16 protein-coding genes and 1 pseudogene are annotated in these 14,724 nt (G+C 72.1%); 5 read left to right on the forward strand and 12 right to left on the reverse strand.

Annotated features, from left to right (window positions below):
- Positions 1-58: 58 nt before the first annotated feature.
- Together J1M39_RS08195 and J1M39_RS08200 are read left to right on the forward strand one after the other, a co-directional pair.
- Positions 59-607: an RNA polymerase sigma factor gene (locus J1M39_RS08195; protein ID WP_206496659.1), complete on the forward strand. Its 549-nt coding sequence runs from the start codon at positions 59-61 to the stop codon at positions 605-607.
- Entirely contained in the window at positions 594-1,397 is an 804-nt protein-coding gene (locus J1M39_RS08200; RefSeq protein WP_060973475.1) for an anti-sigma factor, read from the forward strand. Before J1M39_RS08195 ends, J1M39_RS08200 begins: the two co-directional genes overlap by 14 nt.
- Positions 1,398-1,488: 91 nt before the next feature.
- On the opposite strand, the gene purL is transcribed toward J1M39_RS08200, so the two are convergent.
- Genes purL through purS form a run of 3 tightly spaced genes read right to left on the reverse strand, consistent with a single transcriptional unit; the run spans position 1,489 to position 4,849 of the window.
- Complete coding sequence (purL, locus tag J1M39_RS08205; protein ID WP_060973474.1) at positions 1,489-3,795, reverse strand: phosphoribosylformylglycinamidine synthase subunit PurL; 2,307 nt, start codon at positions 3,793-3,795, stop codon at positions 1,489-1,491.
- Complete coding sequence (purQ, locus tag J1M39_RS08210) at positions 3,792-4,586, reverse strand: phosphoribosylformylglycinamidine synthase subunit PurQ (RefSeq protein ID WP_060973473.1); 795 nt, start codon at positions 4,584-4,586, stop codon at positions 3,792-3,794. The genes purL and purQ overlap by 4 nt, the downstream gene beginning before the upstream one ends.
- Positions 4,583-4,849: a phosphoribosylformylglycinamidine synthase subunit PurS gene (gene purS, locus J1M39_RS08215; RefSeq protein WP_002856633.1), complete on the reverse strand. Its 267-nt coding sequence runs from the start codon at positions 4,847-4,849 to the stop codon at positions 4,583-4,585. The genes purQ and purS overlap by 4 nt, the downstream gene beginning before the upstream one ends.
- A 176-nt stretch (positions 4,850-5,025) precedes the next feature.
- Here purS and J1M39_RS08220 point away from each other — a divergent pair, with 176 nt between their 5' ends.
- Both J1M39_RS08220 and J1M39_RS08225 read left to right on the forward strand, forming a co-directional pair.
- Positions 5,026-5,190: a hypothetical protein gene (locus J1M39_RS08220; protein ID WP_155643109.1), complete on the forward strand. Its 165-nt coding sequence runs from the start codon at positions 5,026-5,028 to the stop codon at positions 5,188-5,190.
- A complete protein-coding gene (locus tag J1M39_RS08225) occupies positions 5,187-5,633 on the forward strand; it encodes a YchJ family metal-binding protein (protein WP_206496660.1) in 447 nt (148 codons plus the stop codon). Before J1M39_RS08220 ends, J1M39_RS08225 begins: the two co-directional genes overlap by 4 nt.
- Positions 5,634-5,673: 40 nt before the next feature.
- Here the strand turns inward: J1M39_RS08225 and J1M39_RS08230 are convergent, their stop codons facing one another.
- From J1M39_RS08230 to J1M39_RS08255, 6 genes and pseudogenes are all read right to left on the reverse strand, one after another.
- A complete protein-coding gene (locus J1M39_RS08230) occupies positions 5,674-5,829 on the reverse strand; it encodes a hypothetical protein (protein WP_010079551.1) in 156 nt (51 codons plus the stop codon).
- A gap of 86 nt (positions 5,830-5,915) precedes the next feature.
- A complete protein-coding gene (locus J1M39_RS08235) occupies positions 5,916-6,119 on the reverse strand; it encodes a helix-turn-helix transcriptional regulator (protein WP_002856639.1) in 204 nt (67 codons plus the stop codon).
- Between the two features lie 3 nt (positions 6,120-6,122).
- Complete coding sequence (locus tag J1M39_RS08240; RefSeq protein WP_158184812.1) at positions 6,123-6,689, reverse strand: hypothetical protein; 567 nt, start codon at positions 6,687-6,689, stop codon at positions 6,123-6,125.
- A 97-nt stretch (positions 6,690-6,786) separates the two neighbouring features.
- The gene (locus J1M39_RS08245) at positions 6,787-7,779 is read right to left on the reverse strand and encodes a GNAT family N-acetyltransferase (RefSeq protein WP_206496661.1); all 993 of its coding nucleotides are present in this window, start codon (positions 7,777-7,779) and stop codon (positions 6,787-6,789) included.
- A gap of 202 nt (positions 7,780-7,981) precedes the next feature.
- Positions 7,982-9,853, reverse strand: a complete 1,872-nt coding sequence (locus tag J1M39_RS08250) for an alpha/beta fold hydrolase (protein WP_206496662.1) — start codon at positions 9,851-9,853, stop codon at positions 7,982-7,984.
- A gap of 95 nt (positions 9,854-9,948) precedes the next feature.
- A pseudogene (locus J1M39_RS08255) lies at positions 9,949-10,284 on the reverse strand (3-methyladenine DNA glycosylase); the annotation flags it as partial.
- A gap of 1,036 nt (positions 10,285-11,320) precedes the next feature.
- Between J1M39_RS08255 and J1M39_RS08260 the strand changes: the two are divergent.
- On the forward strand, positions 11,321-11,536 hold the full coding sequence (locus tag J1M39_RS08260) for a hypothetical protein (protein WP_206496663.1): 216 nt from the start codon (positions 11,321-11,323) through the stop codon (positions 11,534-11,536).
- 758 nt (positions 11,537-12,294) lie between these two features.
- Here J1M39_RS08260 and J1M39_RS08265 read toward each other — a convergent pair.
- From J1M39_RS08265 to J1M39_RS08275, 3 genes are all read right to left on the reverse strand, one after another.
- Positions 12,295-12,726, reverse strand: coding sequence for a PIN-like domain-containing protein (locus J1M39_RS08265; protein ID WP_206496664.1), 432 nt, complete (start codon positions 12,724-12,726; stop codon positions 12,295-12,297).
- Complete coding sequence (locus J1M39_RS08270) at positions 12,683-13,357, reverse strand: hypothetical protein (RefSeq protein ID WP_206496665.1); 675 nt, start codon at positions 13,355-13,357, stop codon at positions 12,683-12,685. Before J1M39_RS08270 ends, J1M39_RS08265 begins: the two co-directional genes overlap by 44 nt.
- Before the next feature lie 316 nt (positions 13,358-13,673).
- On the reverse strand, positions 13,674-14,129 hold the full coding sequence (locus J1M39_RS08275) for a phage terminase small subunit (protein ID WP_101963312.1): 456 nt from the start codon (positions 14,127-14,129) through the stop codon (positions 13,674-13,676).
- Positions 14,130-14,724 lie beyond the last annotated feature (595 nt).

The raw sequence follows: 14,724 nt of genomic DNA on the forward strand, positions 1-14,724 counted from the left end.
GTCTGGCCTGAATCGGGCCGCGCCGCGCCGACGCAGCACACCGCGGGAGAGGAGTCCCATGTTTGAGGACGACGGGCTCGACCGCCGCTTCGCCGCGGGGGAGGCCGTCGCCGTGCGCGAGGCGTACGAGCGCCACGGTCGCCTGGTCTTCTCCCTGTGTCTCGCCGCGCTGCGCAGCCGGGAGGACGCCGAGGACGCCGCCCAGCAGGTGTTCACGCGGGCGTGGCGCTCGCGGGACACCTACGATCCCGCCCGGCCGCTCGGCGGGTGGCTGACGGACATCACCCGTCGCGTCATCGCCGACATGTTCGCCGGCCGTGCTCGTGAGGCGCGGAAGATGGAGGCGGAGGTCGTCCACCTCCCCCGCGCCGAGGGCGCGGAGGACGCGGTCAGCGACACCGTGGTGGCCGCCGTCGTCGTGCATGACGCCCTCGCTCTGTTGGGTCCGCCCCAGGACGAGGTGCTGCGCCTCGCCTTCCTGGAGGACCTGGCGCACCAGCAGATCGCCGAGCGCCTCGACATGCCGCTCGGCACTGTCCGTTCCCACATCCACCGCGGCCTGGCCGCACTGAGAAGCCGTCTGGAGGCCGCCGATGCCCGAGCGTGAGCATCCCCGCGGCCGACAGCCCGCGGAGGAGATCTCCGACCTCGCCGTCCGGCTGCACGAGCGCGTGCGCGGCGACGGCGGCCCGCTCGCCGCGCCCGCCGACGTCGCGGCGTCGCTCCATCCGGAGGACGCGGCCGAGCTGGAGGCCATCCTGCGTGTGCTGGCCGCCCTCGACGGCCCCGCCCCGGACCTGGCCGACCCGCCGCCGCACCTGTGGGGGCGGATCGCCGCTGAGCTGGGACCCGAGACGGAGGCCGTGGCTCACGACGGGCCACTGCAGGGGGAGGCCACGGGCGAGGATGTCGCGCCCGACGGCGTCGCGCCCGTCCGTCCGATCGGCTCGGGTCCGTCCGCTGCCCGCGGCCGCTGGTGGCCGGTCGCCGCGGCGGCGGCCGCCGGGCTCGTCATCGGCGGCGGGGCCGTGGGTGCCGCCCTGGGCGGCGGCGACGACCTCATCGGCACCGCCGTCATGGCGTCCGTGACCACCGACGGATCGCCGGCCCGCGCGGAGATGACGCGTGCCGCCGACGGGGAGATGCACCTGGCCGTGCATGTGCCCCAGGTGCCCGCCCCCGAGGACGGCTACCTGGAGGTCTGGATCCGCGACGAGGCCGCCAGCCGCATGATCTCGCTGGGCACGGTGACCCGCCAGGACACGACGCTGACCGTCCCGGAGGGCGTCGACCTGGCGTCCTACCCCGTGCTGGACGTCTCGCATGAGCACTTCGACGGCGACCCGTCCCACTCGACGCTCTCCCTGTGGGTCGGTGAGATGCACCGGACCACCTGACGAGCCCTGAGATACGACGAGCCCTGCGCAGTGGGGCCTATCGGTACTGGATAGGCACCACTGCGCAGGGCTCGTCGCTTCTGTCCCAGGCTCAGCCGAAGTGCTTCGGCAGGGTGGCCTCCCAGGCCTCGCGCAGCTCCGCGATCGGCAGGGTGAAGGCGTCCTGGACCTCGAGGGCCGCGGAGTCGGCGTCCACCACGCCGATGCGCACGGCCGCGTAGCCGCGGGCCGTGGTCATGTCCGTGAACCGGACCTCCTCGGTGCGGGGCACGGCCACGACGGCGCGCGCCTGCGTCTCCGAGAACAGCGCGGTGAACAGGTCCACGCCGTCGCGGCGCAGCACCTCGTCCAGCACCACGCGGGCGCCCACGCCGAAGCGCAGCACCATCTCGGACAGGGTGGCCGCGAGGCCGCCGCCGGAGACGTCGTGGGCGGCGTCGATCATGCCGTCCCGGGACATGTTGACCAGCAGCTCGCCGAGCAGGCGCTCCTTCTTCAGGTCGACCTTCGGGGGCAGGCCGCCGAGGTGGCCGCGCAGGCGCGCGAACTCGGAGCCGTCCAGCTCGTCCGCGGTCTCGCCCAGCAGGTAGATCGCCTGACCGTCCGCGTCCGGGGCGAAGCCGGACGGGGTGCGGCGCAGGACGTCGTCGAGCTGGCCGAGCACCGCCACCGTGGGGGTGGGGTGGATCGGGGTGCTGCCCGTCTGGTTGTACAGGGACACGTTGCCGCCGGTCACCGGGATGCCGAGGGTCTGGCAGCCGTCCGCCAGGCCGCGCACGGCCTCCGCGAACTGCCACATCACGTCCGGGTCCTCGGGGGAGCCGAAGTTCAGGCAGTCGGAGACGGCCAGGGGCACGGCCCCGGCGGTGGTGACGTTGCGGTACGCCTCGGCCAGGGAGGCCTGCGCGCCCGTGTACGGGTCCAGGTAGGTGAACCGGTCGTTGCAGTCCGTGGCCAGGGCCACGCCCATGCCGGTCTCCTCGTCCACGCGCACCACGCCCGCGTCGTCCGGGGCCGCCAGGGCGGTGTTGCCGCGGACGTAGCGGTCGTACTGGCGGGTGATCCAGGAGGTGTCCGCCAGGTTCGGGGAGCTCATCAGCTCCACGACGGCGGCGCGCAGCTCCTCGCCCGTGGCGGGCAGGTGCTGACCGGCCTCGGAGGAGCGGAACGTGTCCGCCTGGAGCTCGTCCTGCCAGGCCGGACGCGCGTACGGGCGCTCGTAGACCGGGCCGTCGTGGGCCACGGTGCGCGGGTCCACGTCGACGATGACCTCGCCGTCCCAGGTGATGATCAGGCGGCCGTCACCGGTGACCTCGCCCAGCCACGAGTACTCGACGTCCCACGTGGCCATGACGGCCTCGAACGCGGCGACGTTCTCCGGCGTCACCACGGCCATCATGCGCTCCTGCGACTCGGACATGAGGATCTCGCCCGGGGTCAGCGTGGAGTCGCGCAGCAGCACGTCCGTCAGCTCCACGCGCATGCCGCCCTCGCCGTTGGAGGCGAGCTCGGAGGTGGCGCAGGAGATGCCGGCGGCGCCGAGGTCCTGGATGCCCTCGACGAGGGAGTCGCGGAACAGCTCGAGGCAGCACTCGATGAGCACCTTCTCGGAGAAGGGGTCGCCGACCTGCACCGAGGGGCGCTTGGCGGGCTTGCCGTCGCCGTCGAAGGACTCGGAGGCCAGCACGGAGGCGCCGCCGATGCCGTCACCGCCGGTGCGGGCGCCGAACAGGACCACCTTGTTGCCCACACCGGAGGCGTTGGCCAGACGCAGGTCCTCGTGCTTGAGCACGCCCACGGCGAGGGCGTTGACGAGCGGGTTGCCCTGGTAGACCGGGTCGAAGCGGGTCTCGCCGCCGATGTTCGGCAGGCCCAGGGAGTTGCCGTAGCCGCCGATGCCGGCCACCACGCCGTGGAACACGCGGGCGGTGTCCGGGTGGTCGATCGCGCCGAAGCGCAGCGGGTCCATCACGGCCACCGGGCGGGCACCCATGGAGATGATGTCGCGCACGATGCCGCCGATGCCCGTGGCCGCGCCCTGGTAGGGCTCCACGTAGGAGGGCGAGTTGTGGGACTCGACCTTGAACGTCACGGCCCAGCCGTCACCGAGGTCGGTCACGCCGGCGTTCTCGCCGATGCCCACCATCATGTGCTGCTTCATCTCGTCGGTGAGCTTCTCGCCGAACTGGCGCAGGTGCACCTTCGAGGACTTGTACGAGCAGTGCTCGGACCACATGACCGAGTACATGGCCAGCTCGGCCGCGGTGGGGCGGCGGCCGAGGATCTTCTTGATCTCGGCGTACTCGTTCTCCTTCAGGCCCAGCTCGGCCCAGGGCTGCTCGACGTCCGGCGTCGCCTGGGCGTCCGCGACCGTCTCGATGTTGAACTGCTGGCTCATGCATGGCCTCCACGGCTGGCGAGGGTGGTCAGGACGGAGGTGAAGAAGCCGAGGCCGTCCACGCCGGAGCGGGGGCCGGCGGCGGTGTCCGGGCCGAAGCCCGTCTCCACGGCGTGCTCCGGGTGCGGCATCAGGCCGACGACGTTGCCGGCCGGGTTCGCGATGCCCGCGATGTCCCGACGCGAGCCGTTCGGGTTCCAGCCCTGATAGCGGAACACCACGCGGCCCTCGGCCTCGAGGGCGTCGAGGGTCTTCTCGTCCGCCACGTACTGGCCGTCCTGGTTCTTCAGGGGCACGGTGATGGTCTGGCCCTGCTCGAAGTCGCGGGTCCACACGGTGTCCGTGCTCTCCACGACCAGCTCCTGGTCGCGGCAGATGAAGTGCAGGTGGTCGTTCTTGATCATCGAGCCCGGCAGCAGGTGTGACTCGGTGAGGATCTGGAAGCCGTTGCAGATGCCGAGCACCGGCAGGCCGTCCGCGTCGCCCTCGGGGCCGCCGGCCGCCGTCGCCACCGCGTCCATCATGGGGGCGAAGCGCGCGATCGCGCCGGCGCGCAGGTAGTCGCCGTAGGAGAAGCCGCCCGGGATCACGACGGCGTCCACGCCGGCGAGCGTCCGCTGCGGGTCCGCGTCGGCGTGCCACAGGGAGACGGGCTCGGCGCCGGCGAGGCGGACGGCGCGCAGCGCGTCCACGTCGTCCAGGGTGCCGGGGAAGGTGATGACGCCGATGCGCGCGCCGCTGAGCGGCGTCGCCGGCGTCGAGTAGTCGCCGATGAGGGGGAGCTCGGTCATCGGGCGCCCTCGGCCTCGTCCAGGACGGCCACGTTCACGACGTCCTCGATGACGGGGTTGGACAGCATTTCCTCGGCGGCCGTGCGCGCCTGGGCGAGGATCTCGTCGGTGACCTCGCCCTCCACGGTGAGCTCGAAGCGCTTGCCCTGGCGGACCTGGCTGAACTCGGTGAAGCCGAGGCGGGGCAGGGCCCCGTTGATCGCCTTGCCCTGCGGATCGAGGATCTCGGGCTTGGGCATGACGTCGACGACGATGATGGGCATGAACACGCTCCTGGGTGCGGGACGATGCCGCGGAGCATGACGGTGTAGATGCCGTCTCACGCCCGGCCCTGGGCGCTCCGCGTGCTTGCCCGCCCAGTCTACTCGGCCGCCCGGACGCGGGATCGTGGGTGTGATGGGGGCGGCACGCGGCAGCCGGCCCGGCGTAGCCTGGCGGCATGAGACCTCAGCAGACCCGTGTGTCCCCGCTCGGTCGACGTCGGCCGATCAGCCCGCTCGGCCCCGCGCTGCTCGCCGCGGCGGCCGGCGTCGTGCTGACGGGAGTGCGCCGCATCACGGCCCGGTCCGCCCGGCGTCGCGCGACCGGGCGCCCGCGCCGGTGAGCCGTCCCGAGTCCTGCCCCTGCGGGTCCGGAGCCGGGCTCGCGGCGTGCTGCGGTCGCCTGCACGCGCGTTTCGCCCAGGACGGCGCCCTGACCGCGCCCACCGCCGAGGCACTCATGCGCTCCCGGTACACGGCGTTCGCGCGGCTGGGCGAGGCCGGGCCGGCAGAGGCGCAGGCGATGGCCGACTACCTCGCCGCGACCTGGGCTCCCGAGCACCGGCCCCCCGCGGCCGAGCTGCTGCCGGCCGCGGGGGAACAGGCGCCGCGGTTCACCCGCCTGGCGGTGCTGGACGTGCGGGACGGCGGGCCGTTCCAGGACGCCGGGACCGTGGAGTTCGTGGCCGTCGGCACGGGGGCCGAGGGGCGGTTCCGACTCCATGAGGTCAGCCGGTTCCGCCGTGAGGACGGGGTCTGGCGCTACGTGGACGGCGACGTGCGCTGAGGCCGGGGCGGCGCGTCGGACGGCGGCCGGCGGTGCCGCGTCAGAAGGCGGAGAAGATCCCGGCGCCCACGCTGAGGACCAGACCCAGGATGGCGATCCACGCCACCAGGGTGACGATCGGGCGGGGGCGACGCGGGGCGTCGTCGTGCCAGTCCACGCCCTCCAGCTCCGGAGGGGTGCGCAGCTCTCGATCCATGGCCCCAGCCTCTCACGCCCCACGCCGCCCCGGGCTCAACGCGGGTTGACTTGTCACGGGTGCTGGGCGCCCGGACCCGCGACAACTCAACCCGCGTTGCCGTCCGGGGTGAACAGGTCCTCGATCCGCCGCCCGAACACGGCCGCGAGGCGGAAGGCGAGGGGGAGCGAGGGGTCGTAGCGGCCCTTCTCGAGGGAGATGACGGTCTGCCGGGAGACGCCGAGCTCGTCGGCGAGCCGCTGCTGCGACCAGCCGAGGCGGGCACGCTCGTCGGGGATGGTGTTCTCCACGGCTCAGCCCCGGCGCTTCTGGATCTGGTACCGGATCGCGGCGGCGCAGCCCATGAGGACGAACAGGGCGGCACCCACGGCCGCGGGCGAGATCACGTACCCGCCGAACGAGAGGATCGCGGCGCCGAGGCCGACGACGACGAGGGTGTCATGGAAGGCGCCCGAGGTGGCCTTCTCGTACCAGCGTCCCTCGATCGACTCCTCCGGGTTCGTGTCGGCGCCGCGGATCGAGTGACGGTCCACGAGCGCGAGCCAGGTCAGGAGGAGGCCGAAGAGCAGGCCGTTGAGCGCCATCGCACCGGCGGCGATCCAGGCAAGGGAGTCTGCGTGGCCGGCCGCGACGGTGGTGGCCCAGGCCGCCGAGCCGAGTCCCAGGGCGCCCACGACGCCGACGGCCAGGCTCACGCCCATCAGTCGTCCGGTGCCGCCGCCGAGACGGGAGGAGCAGCCCCAGCGGGAGCGGGTGTCTCGGCGCGGATCGGTGGTGGCGGTGCCTGTGCCGGCGTGCTCCGCCGCGGTGCCCTGGCTGTCCGCTGCGGCAGCGGTGTGGTGGGAGTGGTTCGTGGTCATGGGCCCTCCTGTGGTCGATGCCTGGGCCGGTGGCCCGGCCCGCCTCGGAGGCCCTGTGGGGGGCGTCCGACCGGACATTGTGAAGCAAGCTTGACAGTCAAGTGACCTTGTCGTCAAGGGAGCTTGACGCCGGAGCCCGTGCGAACTCTTCCCACGTCATGGGCGGGGTCAGCCCGAGCCAGGCAGGTTCGAGACGGAACCCGAGGGCCGTGTTCATCCACAGGGACGCCGCGTTGGCCTCGGCGCCGCCGGTGCCCCACTGGCGCCCACCGCGGGCATGGGTCGCCAGGAGGGTCGCCGCCTTGACGGCCTTCGCCACGCCACGGTTCTCGTGCTTGGACGCGACCGCGGTGCGGTCGACCTCCCACCGGTCAGGGGAGCGGAACGTCAGGGTGAATCCGATGAGCACTCCTCCCTCGAAGGCCCCCACGGCAAGCCCCGCTGGGGTGGACAGTCGAGCCTCAAGGTCGTCCGGCAGCGGCTCGTGACGGGAGCCGTCGGTGTGTGGGAACCGGGGAGCCGCTTCCTCGTCGAGGGCGCGCAGGGCAGGCAGGTCGACGGCGGTCAGTCTCCGCACCTCGATTCCCCGCGCTTCGGCCGCCGCGACGTGGCCACGGTAGGGCGCCAGGTCGGCGTCGTCGTCGAGGTGGAGGCGCGCGCCCCAGGAGCGGGAGCGCACGCTCCACCCGGCGTCGAGCAGCGCGGCGGCCTCGGCCGAGTCTTCGCGGTGCACGCGGGCGTCCGCCCGTGGGTCGGTCACGGGGGTGAGCATCGAGCACGGGATGTGCCCGGAGACGGCCTCGTCCGGATAGACGTGCGGGAACTCGGCCGAGTGGGGATCGGAGGGGTCTCCCGGCTCGCGCCGCACCCGCAGGCCGGCCCCCGCCAGTTCGTCCTCGTCCAGGCCGCAGACGAACGCGTCCGGCCGGTCCGGGTAGATCGCCGCGCCGACGACTCCTACCTGGGCGGCGTCGTCGGAGGCGTGGAGGAAGCCGACGTCGTCGATCGAGGCGCCGCGCGTCGATGCCGTGTAGCGGCCGGTGCGACGCGCGGCGGCCCAGTCCTCCGGGAGGGTGATGTGCAGGATCATGGCGCGAGGCTATCGGCCTCGGCGTCGACGCCACCCCTCCGGCTGCCCATCGCGGGTCGAGTTGTCGGGGGTGTTTGGCGGCGGCACCCGCGATAACCCAACCCGCGGTGCAGGGCCGCCCCGGGCGCGACGACGGCCCGGCGTCTCCGCGGGGGAGTCGCCGGGCCGTCGGGGGCGGACCGGGTTCCGGGTGCCCGGGCCGTCAGTCCTCCAGGAAGGCCTCGATGTCCGGGGTCACCGCGCGGGAGTCGATCAGCTGACGCTCGATCGCGTCGTGGGTGATGCGGTTGGCCTCGCGCACGGCATCGATGCGCATCGAGATCTTGATGTCGCCCTTGTGCGTCGGGGCCCCGGCCACCTGGACCGGCTGGGTCTCGAGCGGCAGCGGGACGGCGTCGCACAGTGACTTCTCGGCCGGCTGGGCGCCGGTCAGGAAGTAGTCACGGATGGGCGTGTCCACGCACTCGGTGCCGTACGGGAACAGGCCGTGGGTGCCCTCGTTGTCCACGGAGATGAGGGACGTGTTGCGCAGCACGCCGGCGGCACGGTGGCCGCCCTCGTACGGGGTCGCCGCGTCCAGCTCGGACTGCACGATCACGGTGTTCGGGGCGCCCTTGCCGCCGGGCTGGGAGGGCATGGAGGTCTGGGCGGGCCAGTACATGCACTCCGACGGGCCCATCAGCACACCGATCCACGGGGCCTTGCGGCCGAGGTCGTCCACCCACGAGGTCCAGTAGCCCTGCGAGGTGTTCCACTGGCCGTCCTGGCACCGGATCGCCGAGAACGCGCCCTCGAAGGTGACGGCGTCTCCGGCCTGGGTGGCGGCGACGAGCTGCTCGCGCTCGCCCACGGTCTCCAGGCCGCGGGCGGCGAAGCGGTCGAAGGAGTCACGCTCCTCGGCCGGCAGCGACGCACGGGCCTCGGCCAGGATGCGCTCGATCTGGGTGCGCTGCCCCGCGGGGTCCGTGGCCGCGGCCTCGGACTCCATGATGCGGATGTAGGCGGCGATGACGGACCCGGCGTCGAGGTACTGGGACGTGTCGTACATGGCCGGCAGCAGGAACGAGCCGGCGACGATCATGCCGAGCTGGGTGCGGGTGCCGCCCACGTCCTCCCAGCGCTCCCGGATCTGCATCGGGTCGTCCCCGAGGTCGAAGATCTCGTCGTGCCGGGCCACGTAGGGGAGCATCGCGTCCTGGAACTGGCGGTCGCGGGAGCGCGGCTGCAGGTCCCAGGTGGTCTGGAGCCCGTCGCGGGAGATGTCCACGGCGGAGTCCAGCAGGAACCGGTGCGTGTGCTGGGGGAAGACGCGCTGGTACCAGCTGCCCAGCCAGGTGCCGTACGAGTAGCCGATGTAGGAGGTCTTCTCCTCGCCCAGGACGGCGCGGATGAAGTCCATGTCGTACACGGTCTGCTCGGTGGTGATGTACGGGGTGAGCTCGTTCTCGAGGCACGCGTCGACCTGGGCCTTCGTGTCCTGCCACACGTCGTGCTCGGGGTTCGGCGTGTAGGTGCACTCCAGGGCGGTGGACTGGCCCACGCCGCGGGGGTCGAAGCCGATGAAGTCGTACTGCTCGGCGAGCTCCGGGGCGCGCTCGGCCATGGCGGGGCCCCAGGGCAGGCCGGAGCCGCCCGGGCCGCCGGGGTTCACCAGTGCGATGCCCTGGCGCTCCGGGTTGCCCTTCGAGGTCTCGGTCTTGGCCACGCGCAGGGTGATGGTGTGGCCGTCCTCGGGGTTCTTCCAGTCCCGCGGCACCGTGACGTCGGCGCACGCGGTGCCGGGGATCGCGTTGAACCGGGCGTTGAGGCGCTCGCTGCCGAAGTCGCAGGCCTCCCAGTCCAGCGTCTGGCCCACGAGGTGCGGCGCGAGCGCGGCGGCGTCGTTGACCTTGTTGCCGCGCGTGGCGGAGAGGTCGTTGGAGCGGGCCTGACCCTGCGATGCGGACCCGTTGCCGTTGCCGTTGCCGTTGCCGGGCGCGGAGAGCGCGGGGGCGGCGGCCGTGACGGAGAGCGAGACGGCCGCGACGGCGGCGGCGAGCGTGGTGCGGCGGCGAGCTGGAACGGTTCTGGTCACGTCAGGTCCTCGAGTCGTTCGGTGCGGAGAGGGCCGGGGCGGTCACCGGATGACGCGAGTGATGCGCCTCACAGCCTGTAGAGCGGCCATCCTAATCATGGACGTGCGCTGGAAGTCCACTCGGTGTCCGGCCCGGTCCCGGGGGCCGCCCCCGCGGCCGCGTCCAGCACCGCCAGCAACCGCGCCCGCAGCGCCTGGCCCCGTTCGGCGAACTCGCGCTGGCGCCGCGCGTACTCGGCACGCCCGGCCGGCTCCTCGATCCGCACGGCCGCGTAGCCGTCGCGCCCGTCGGAGAGGTCGTCCACCCCGGTCAGGTCGTACGGCGAGGCCTCCATGTCCAGCCTGCGGATGTCCCACGCGAGGTCGAAGCAGTCCGCGAGCAGGTCCGAATCGACCACCGGCACCAGCTTGTACGCCCACTTGTACAGGTCGCTATGCCTACGCTCCCCACATAAGAAACCCCCGCGACGGCGGCAACCGTCCGGGGGCATCGGCCACCACGATCTAGGACGTGATGACGTGTCTCAGCCTACCCGCACCCTCCCCCAGCTTCTCCAGCCCGTTGCCCGTGGCGCCGTCTCTCTGACGGTCACGGCGGCGGGCTTTGCCGTGCTGTTCCTGCCCTCCATCTGGACCGGCCCCATGTGATCTACCGGCCCCCACACGCGGGGCCGCGTCCTGCCCGCCGTCGCCCGTGACGGTGGGCGGCACGAGGTCACAGCGTGATCCTCCAGCGTCTACAGCCCTCTGTGCTGCCAATCATGAGGGCGCGGTGACACCCCTCCCGAACACGCCGAACCGCCGGCGCGGGGACTGCCAGAGCTCGGCCAGTCCTAGGGCCACACGAGAGACACCCGCCGAACAGCGGGGGTCTACTCGGCGTGGGCGAATGTCGCAGAGCGGGGGCGGAGGGCGGCGGGTTTTTTGGGATGAGGGACCGGGAGACCTGGGCCCGCAGGGCTCCGCTTCCGTCTTGGAGATGAGCACCCCCGTCCGCCCCTCCCCACAGACCACCACCACCCGAGGACCGGCAGACACCGGCCACCCCCACGAGGAGAGGCACCATGAGCACCACCAACGTCCCCACGATCCGCCCCGGCTTCAAGGTCGAGACCCCGCACAAGTACGGCGAGGAGCTCATCACGATCAGCGGCCCATCCGCCGGCGGCGTGTCCACGTTCCTCCATGACGGCGCTGTGACCCTCACGGCCGAGGGCACGACCGGGACCCCCGCGCAGGCCTGGACCTCACCCGCACCCGTGCCCGCGCGCTCGCCCGGGACCTCTCCACTGTCCTCGAGCTGCTGGAGGCCCTGGACGCCTCCGCCGTCGAGGCGATCGCCGTGGGCCTACACGCGCGCGGCACGTCGGCCACGCTCGAGGACATGGTGACGGCCGCCGCCGATGCGGGCGTTTCCGTTCCCGCGGTGGGGGCCGCCTACGACGCGTTGCTGACGCAGGGCCGGCAGTGACTCGCCCGGCCACGCTTGAACGCAACGCCGCCTTGGTCGAGGACGTGGAATGGCTGCTCTCGTGGAGCGTGCACCCGCTCGAGATCGCCCGCCGCCTCGGGGTCAACGTGGGAACGCTTCGCGCCCGTCTGCGGCGCGCAGGCCGGCCCGACCTTGCCGAGCATGTCCGACGCGCTGAGCGCACCGCTGCGGACTACGCGGCCGCCGCCTGAACGCAGAAACGGCCCCGACTCTCCCATGGTGGGAGGGCCGGGGCCGTCATCGTCACTTGGACTTGCGGGGATCTCGCTCGGGGTGGCAGACCAAGCAAGCCACCGGGTTCACGAAGGGTGTGATCTTGTGTGCGTCCGTGGGAGAGCTCTCGTGAATGTCCACGAGGTGCCGAGTCGTCTTTCCGCACTTCTCACAGTGCGCGTTCTGAATATCGGTTCGAGGTGCCATGCGGGCGAGCCTATCGGCCTCGGGCGGCGTCCATCAGTGCAGATCGTCGGGGTCCCGCCACCCTGACTCCTCCCGTGCGATGCGCCTCGTCCACGCGATCGGCACCCACGCGTGCTCCCGCTCCCCGCCCGCAGTCCCCACCCACGTCAGGAGTAGGTGTGACGTGGTCCACCGGGTCACGGCACCGTCTACGGCACCCACGTCCGGCAACACGGCGCGCGCGTAGAACGGGTGGCGGTAGGGTGCGGCGTGAACGTCCTCGGGGCGCTCGAACGGCGGACCGTCATAGGTGTGGAATGGCATGCCGGGCAGGGGACCACGAGGGCCGGACACGCTAGGCCGACGCCGTCGCCCTCTGGGTCTATCGAGGCGCACCTCCCGCCCGTAGGCTGAGCGTGCGCGGCGTTGAGCCATCCCCCCTCGGCTCCGTCGCGTGGAGAGGGACCACGGGACCCCCCGCACACGTGCGGCCCGCCCGCTCCGGCCCCGGCGGACCCGTTTCCCGCCGGGGCCACCCCGCTCCCGGCAGTCAGCGCAACAACTTGTCCACGCGCTCGGGATAGATGCGCCAGAAGCATGGGCCCGGCCGGCGCGCGCGGCGGAGGATCGGCAGAATGTGCCTGCCGTAGCAGACCGCCTTCTGCGTTGCCGTGGCCTGCGGCGTGCCGAGGCAGAAGACGCGGACGCCGTTGTTGATCAGCGCCTCGTGCTCGTCGAGGTTCTGCCACACGCGGGCATCCTGAGTGAACACCGCCCACCCCTCAGCGCCGGCGCGCGCGAGCCACTCCGTGTCCTCAATCTCCTGCCCGTCGTTCGGATAGACGTCGCGCATGTGCTTGACCTTCAGCTGCGGCAAGATGTCAAGGGCGCGCGGGAGGCTCTTGCCTAGGTTCCGATCGAAGAAGACAGTGACGGGCTTAGGCCGCCGACGCCTGCCACGCCCACTCGAGGTCGCGTTCAACAGCTTGCACCTCGCTCACGTCGAGGTCGTAGTCAAGGGCGACGCTCTGCGGCGTCTCGCCAGCGAGCAGCATGCCGGCCACGGCCGACACGGGGGTGCGGTTCGACATCAGCGACAGGCCGCCCCCGTTGAACGCCGGGTTCACGGACGCGATCGGCAGGCGGTCAGGGCGGTACTCCTGCACACGGCCATCACGCACGACGAGTCGGCGGGTGTACCGCTCCAACACCTCGGCGAACGCCCCTTGACTGTCCCGCACTCGCGTGAAGACGCCCGCATCGAGGAGGAAGACGTCCTTGCCGTCCGTAAACAGGCCGGGGTGCTCGATGAGGGCGAGCGGGCCATGGTCCTGGCGAATCGCGCGCATGACGCCCGACGCCTTGCGGGGTCCCAGGTGAGGCATGTCGGTCAGCATGTGCAGGAGGTCCGCCTCGAGCAGACCGGCGAAGTTCACCGTGAACGGGGTCCACCCCGACCGCGGGGCGCGCTGCACGGCAGGATTCGGTCCCGTCGTCCACCGGCGAACGTCCGCCTCCGGCGCATGGGTCAAGGCCACCACCTGCGCACGGGTGAGGATCGGCGTCGTGACGCGCCGCTCGAGACGAGTCCTGTCCATCGGTGCTGCGGTCATGCTAATCACCTCCCCTGTGCCTCTATGTACGGCGGCACGCAGTGACGTGCAGCCGTGGTCCTTGAACTACAGCGTAAGGGCGCCCGCGGACGCTGTACGCGTCTCACACGCCCGGCACTGCGAATCCCGCGGGCGCTCACGTGGTGCCGTGCCCGTGCCCGGGGCCGGCGGTCAACCGCTCGAGCCACTCGCGCAGGTAGGCAGCACGCCGGGGCATCCCCGCCGCCTCGGCCTCGCCACCCCGGACCGTCCAGGAGAAGGAGAATGGAAGCCAGGAGGACGGGGGCGACTAAGGTGCGCAAAAGCGCGGGCCGCTTCATGCCTGGCCGCCGGCCGTCGTGTCCACAGCACGCAGGCCCGCATAGTTCCGGCCCGCCACGTGCTCCCGCTGACCCTGCGCCCGCGCCTTGGCCTCCATCTGCTCACCCGTCAGCGCCGTGATCCGCAACGTCTGACGATCCCGCGGGGTGAACGGGAACCGGCCCATCAAGTTGAGTAGCGTGTCAACGCGGGTGAGGGCCCCGTCAGACCAGATCGCCTCATAGGCGACGGCGGCGAGCATGAGAATCCGCCACTCCACCGCGGAGAGCTCCGGCGCGATCGAGGACGTTCCCAGCTCGTCCCAGAACCTCAGCGTCTCCGCGCTCCACGGCCTATCCCGCTCCGGCAGCGGCGGCTGAGGCACCGCCACCACTTCGAGGGCCCGGAACTCTGGCCCACTGGACGTCGTGCGCCGGGAACGCTTGTTCGCCGGCTTCGGCAGGTTCGCCATCATTTCTCCAATCGGTTGATCCACTCGCGCAGGTACTCAGCGCGGCGGGCGAGTCCTTCTTCTTCGGCAGCTCGCAGACGCTTACGCAGCGTCCGCAGCCGGGTGTGCCCCCGGTAGCGGCAGGCATCCGAGCACCACCGGGCGGGCCGCCCAGTCCCGGCCTGAATGACCGGATTCCGACACATCGGACAGCGCGAAACCGGCATATTCCGGCCCTCCAATCGTAGTAAATGCGTTTTCCCTCAACTCTGCAGACAGACAGCCACAGACTGTGGCGGGGCGGGGATTCCGCCCCCCGGGGGGAGGTGGGGTGCCCCCCCTGCTTTGGGGGTGTGCGGGGAGCTTCTCCCTGCGGGCTGTGGCGGGCGTTCGGCGGTGGGGTGGGGCGTTGGTGGTCGGGTGTGTGAGCGTGCGTGAGGGGACGCGTTTGCAGGCACGGGTGCGGGTGCGTTGTGTGGGCGTGGGTCTGCGGGTGCGGGGCGGCCCGCCCTCCGGTGTGGTGGGCGGGCCGCGTCGCGGTGGTGCGGGTCAGGCGTGCAGGCCGGGGTGCTGCTCGCGCGGGAGGGCGGCGCGGTTCGCGGTGATGGCGTCCAGG

Source organism: Micrococcus sp. KRD077 (genome assembly GCF_017168505.1).
GTDB classification, from domain to species: domain Bacteria; phylum Actinomycetota; class Actinomycetes; order Actinomycetales; family Micrococcaceae; genus Micrococcus; species Micrococcus luteus.

What these genes read in the sequence shown, in the direction of transcription:
- J1M39_RS08195 (WP_206496659.1), top strand. Translation starts at nt 59, where the DNA reads ATGTTTGAGGACGACGGGCTCGACCGCCGCTTCGCCGCGGGGGAGGCC.
- J1M39_RS08200 (WP_060973475.1), top strand. Translation starts at nt 594, where the DNA reads ATGCCCGAGCGTGAGCATCCCCGCGGCCGACAGCCCGCGGAGGAGATC.
- purL (WP_060973474.1), bottom strand. Translation starts at nt 3,795, where the DNA reads ATGAGCCAGCAGTTCAACATCGAGACGGTCGCGGACGCCCAGGCGACG.
- purQ (WP_060973473.1), bottom strand. Translation starts at nt 4,586, where the DNA reads ATGACCGAGCTCCCCCTCATCGGCGACTACTCGACGCCGGCGACGCCG.
- purS (WP_002856633.1), bottom strand. Translation starts at nt 4,849, where the DNA reads ATGCCCATCATCGTCGTCGACGTCATGCCCAAGCCCGAGATCCTCGAT.
- J1M39_RS08220 (WP_155643109.1), top strand. Translation starts at nt 5,026, where the DNA reads ATGAGACCTCAGCAGACCCGTGTGTCCCCGCTCGGTCGACGTCGGCCG.
- J1M39_RS08230 (WP_010079551.1), bottom strand. Translation starts at nt 5,829, where the DNA reads ATGGATCGAGAGCTGCGCACCCCTCCGGAGCTGGAGGGCGTGGACTGG.
- J1M39_RS08240 (WP_158184812.1), bottom strand. Translation starts at nt 6,689, where the DNA reads ATGACCACGAACCACTCCCACCACACCGCTGCCGCAGCGGACAGCCAG.
- J1M39_RS08245 (WP_206496661.1), bottom strand. Translation starts at nt 7,779, where the DNA reads ATGATCCTGCACATCACCCTCCCGGAGGACTGGGCCGCCGCGCGTCGC.
- J1M39_RS08270 (WP_206496665.1), bottom strand. Translation starts at nt 13,357, where the DNA reads ATGACCGCAGCACCGATGGACAGGACTCGTCTCGAGCGGCGCGTCACG.
- J1M39_RS08275 (WP_101963312.1), bottom strand. Translation starts at nt 14,129, where the DNA reads ATGGCGAACCTGCCGAAGCCGGCGAACAAGCGTTCCCGGCGCACGACG.